Source organism: Rathayibacter sp. AY2B7, assembly GCF_002931635.1.
Taxonomy (GTDB): Bacteria; Actinomycetota; Actinomycetes; order Actinomycetales; family Microbacteriaceae; genus Rathayibacter.
Genome location: NZ_PSUC01000168.1, coordinates 1 through 4,067 on the forward strand (window position 1 = coordinate 1; position 4,067 = coordinate 4,067).

Sequence of the window (4,067 nt, forward strand, 5' to 3'; positions counted from 1 at the left end):
CCGCGTGGACCCCGATCGGCGACGAGCGCTCCGTGCTCCCGCGGTGCAGGAACTCGGGGTGCATCAGGCGGCCTTCGCGCCCGTGATCAGCGAGACGAGCTCGTCGCCGCTGGTCTCGGCGGTGCGGCGGCCGGCGACGGCGAGGCCCGCGCGCATCACCCACACCTGGTCGCTCAGGCGCATCACCTGGTCGAAGTTGTGGCTGATCAGCAGCACGGCCACTCCGGCGTCGCGCAGCTTGAGGATGATCTTCTCGACGCGCGCCGTCTCCTGGACGCCGAGCGCCGCGGTCGGCTCGTCCATGATCACGATCTTGCTGCCCCAGCCCGCGGCCCGGGCGATCGCGACCGCCTGGCGCTGGCCGCCCGAGAGGCGGCGGACCTTGCTGGTGACCGGCGGGACGTTCACGGCGAGGTCGCCGAGAAGCTCCTGGGCCGTCTTCTTCATCTGCGTCCGGTCGAGGAACCGCACCCCGGGCACGCCCTTGGTGAGCTCCCGGCCGAGGAAGAAGTTCTGCCACACGGTCAGGTCCTCGACCAGGGCGAGGGTCTGGTGCACCGTCTCGATGCCGCCGTCCCGGGCGCCGAGCGGAGTGGTGAAGTGCACCACGTCGCCGTCGAGGGTGATGGTGCCGGAGTCGGCGGGGTGCACCCCGGAGAGGCAGCGGACGAGCGTGGACTTGCCCGCGCCGTTGTCGCCGATCAGGGCGGTGATCTCGCCGCGGCGCATCGACATCGACGCTCCCTTGAGAGCGTGGACGCCGCCGAAGGACTTCTTGATGTCCCGCGCTTCGAGCAGGATGTCGCTGGTCATGGCTGGGCTCACTTCTTCTGGTAGCGGGTGATGAGGGCGGCGAGCACGACCACCAGGCCGACGGCGAGGGGCTGGTAGAACTGCGAGACGCCGAGCAGGGTCAGGCCGTTGGTCAGCGCGGTCAGGAGGAACGCTCCGATGATCGGGCCGACGATCTTGGCCTTGCCGCCGGTGAGGCTCACTCCGCCGAGCACGACGGCCGCGATGGAGTTGAGCAGGTACTGCGTGTTGATGGCCGGCTCCGCGGCGCCGACGCGGGCGACGAGGAGGAGCGAGCCGACTCCGGCGAGGACGGCGGCGATGATGTACACCGCGATGCGCACACGTCCGGCCTTGATGCCGTTGGCGACCGCGCTCTCCTCGTTGCCGCCGACCGCCTGCACGTGCAGGCCGAAGCGGGTGCGGAACATGACGACCCAGGCGAGGACTCCGATGACCGCGGCCAGGATGATCGGGTAGCCGATGATCCCGATCGAGCCGGTGGTGAGGCGGAGCAGCTCGGGGCTGCCGACCGTGATCGGCTTGCCGTCGGAGACGATCAGCGCGAGACCGGTCGCCACCGAGAGCGTGCCCAGTGTCGCGATGAAGTCGGTGACTTTGCCCTTCGCGATCAGGAAGCCGTTGATCACTCCGATCAGCCCCGCGAAGAGCAGGGCCGCGAGCGCCGAGAGCCAGAAGCCCCAGCCGGCGCTCCAGCCGATGCCGAAGCCGACCGCTCCGACGGTCATCGTCGCCGAGATCGAGAGGTCGATGCCGCCGGTGGTGATGACGAAGGACTGGCCGATCGAGAGGATGACCAGGATCGCGGCGGCGACGAGCATCGCCTTGATGTTGCCGAGGCTGAGGAACGTCGGCGTCGCGATCGAGAACACCATCACCAGGGCGACGAGCCCGATCGGTGCGGCGTTCTCGGCCCAGAAGCTGAGCTGACGGAGGTTCGCCAGCAGCGGGGAGGCGCTGGCCGGGGGTCGGGCGGTGACTGAGGTCATGGTCGCTTCCTGGGTTGCCATGGGCGGGAGGTCCTACTTGCTGGGGACGAGCGCGGCGAGCGGGTTGTCGAACTCCTCGAACGGCTGGGGGAAGGCGCCGAGGGCCTGCTCCGCGGTCTCGGAGGTCACGAGCGCGGTGGGCGACTCGATCTCGGCGGGGATCTCCTCGCCGGCGCCGACGGCCTCGCACGCCTGCACGCCGAGCTGGCCGATCGCGTAGGGGTACTGGGCGACGGTGGCGGTGAGGCCGCCGTCCTTCACGGACTGCAGCGCGTCCTCGTTGCCGTCGACGCTGACCACCTGGACGGAGCCGGTGAGGCCCGCGTTCTCGACGGCCTTGACGATGCCGAGGCCCATGTCGTCGTTCGCGGCGAAGAACGCCTTCACGTCGGGGTTCGCGGCGAGGATGTCGGTCGCCTTGGTCAGCGCGACCTCGCGCTTCCAGTCGGCCGCGGCCTCCTGGACGACGGTGAGGTCGGAGCCGATCGCGGCGGTGAAGCCGTCGACGCGGGCGGCGCTGGTGACGTCTCCCGAGACTCCGCCGATGACGGCGACCTCGGAGCCGGCGGGCAGCTGCTGCAGGAGGAAGTCGCCGGCCTTGCCGCCCGCGGCCTCGTTGTCGGTGCCGATGTAGGTGGTGACGTCGAGGTTCGCGGCCTCGACCGCGTCGGGGTCGAGCGGGCTGTCGATGTTGACGATCGTCTTGCCGGTGGCGGAGGCGAGGGCCTGCACCAGGTTCGTGCCGCTGATCGGGTTGACGATGAGGCAGCCGAAGTCCTGGCCGGCGACGGTGGTGAGCTTGTCGGCCTGGCCGGTGGTGTCGCCGATGTCGGCGGCGGCCTGCACCGAGACGTCCACGGAGTCGTCCTTCGCGGTGTCCTCGATGCCGTTCTCCATCGCCTGGAAGAAGGGGTTGTCGAGGCCCTTGATGACCGCGGCGACCTTGGTCGATCCGGAGCCGCCGGCGGCCGCGTCGCCACCCGAGGCGCAGCCGGTGAGGAGGAGTGCGAGGGCGCCGACCGGTGCGAGAACCGGGAGGAGGCGGCGTGCTGTGCGGTTCATCGTCATCCTTGAGGATCAGTGGCACCACTGCGTGCCGGTGTGTGAAAACTACCGGGGCTTTCGCGTTACCGCAATACGAAAGTCGGGCAACTTCAGGTTTCCCGTCGGCAGGCATGTACGCTGACCGTGACAAGAGGGGGAGCGATGACGGGGTACTCCACCGGCGAGGCCGGTTCGCACGTGGCCGACGTCCTCGCGCTGTTCCGCGAGCAGGGCGAGGTCTCGCGCAACGCGGTGATGGAGCAGACGGGGCTCTCCCGCTCCACCGTCAACCAGCGCCTCGCGACCCTCGTGGAGCTCGGCCTGATCGCCCCCACCACCGGAGGCGAGTCGACCGGCGGGCGCCCCTCGAGCATGTTCGCGATGAACCTGGTCGGCACGGTGTTCCTCACCGCCGACATCGGGGCGAGCGGATTCGTCGCCGCCGCCTGCGACCTGCGCGGCACCCCCCTCCGGCACGAGAGCGGCGTCGTCGACGTCTGGGAGGGACCGGACGCCGTGCTCTCGCTGGTGATCGCCGCGTTCGAGCGGCTGCAGCAGGGCGACGCGGTCGCCGGCATCGGCGTCGGAGTCCCGGGGCCGGTCGAGTTCGCCGCCGGGCGCGTGCGCAACCCGCCGATCATGACCGGCTGGGACGACTTCGACATCGCCGGCTACTTCGCCGAGCCGTACGAGGGCGTGCAGGTCGTCATCGAGAACGACGCGAACGCCCGCGCCCTCGCCGAGTCGCGCCACCACGGCTCCGACAACCTGATCAGCCTGAAGCTCGGCACCGGCATCGGCTCGGGCCTCGTCTTCAACGGAGCGACGATCCGCGGAGCCGTAGGCGCGGCCGGCGACATCGGCCACACTCGCGCGGTCACGGGCACGGTCGACGCGGATCCGCTGCCCTGCCGCTGCGGCAACGCCGGCTGCGTGGAGGCGTACGCGAGCGGCTGGGCCCTCGTCCGCGACCTCTCGGCCGACGACCCCTCGATCAAGCACGTCGCCGACGTCACGGCCCGCGTGCTCCGCGGCGACATGCGCGCGACGCAGGCCGTGCGCCAGGCCGGCCGCGTCCTCGGCGAGGCGGTCGCCGACCTCGTCAACATCCTCAACCCGCGGACCATCGTGATCTCGGGCCAGCTCGGCGACTGCGGCGAGGTGCTGATGTCGGGCCTGCGCGAGCGCGTCTACCTGCGCACCCACCCGCTCGCCACGCGG

General features: G+C 70.7%; 4 protein-coding genes. 1 reads left to right on the top strand and 3 read right to left on the bottom strand.

Features of this window, described 5'->3' with window-relative positions; genetic code table 11:
• Positions 1-63 precede the first annotated feature (63 nt).
• Genes C5C27_RS16780 through C5C27_RS16790 form a run of 3 tightly spaced genes read right to left on the bottom strand, consistent with a single transcriptional unit; the run spans position 64 to position 2,864 of the window.
• On the bottom strand, positions 64-813 hold the full coding sequence (locus C5C27_RS16780) for an ATP-binding cassette domain-containing protein (RefSeq protein WP_104222715.1): 750 nt from the start codon (positions 811-813) through the stop codon (positions 64-66).
• Positions 814-821: 8 nt separating this feature from the next.
• Positions 822-1,802, bottom strand: a complete 981-nt coding sequence (locus C5C27_RS16785; protein WP_104314971.1) for an ABC transporter permease — start codon at positions 1,800-1,802, stop codon at positions 822-824.
• Positions 1,803-1,835: 33 nt separating this feature from the next.
• Positions 1,836-2,864 (bottom strand): substrate-binding domain-containing protein, encoded by a 1,029-nt coding sequence (locus C5C27_RS16790; RefSeq protein WP_104250235.1) that lies wholly within the window; start codon positions 2,862-2,864, stop codon positions 1,836-1,838.
• Between the two features lie 144 nt (positions 2,865-3,008).
• On the opposite strand from C5C27_RS16790, the gene C5C27_RS16795 reads away from it, so the two are divergent.
• On the top strand, positions 3,009-4,067 hold a 1,059-nt coding region (locus tag C5C27_RS16795; RefSeq protein WP_104314972.1), incomplete at its 3' end, for an ROK family transcriptional regulator.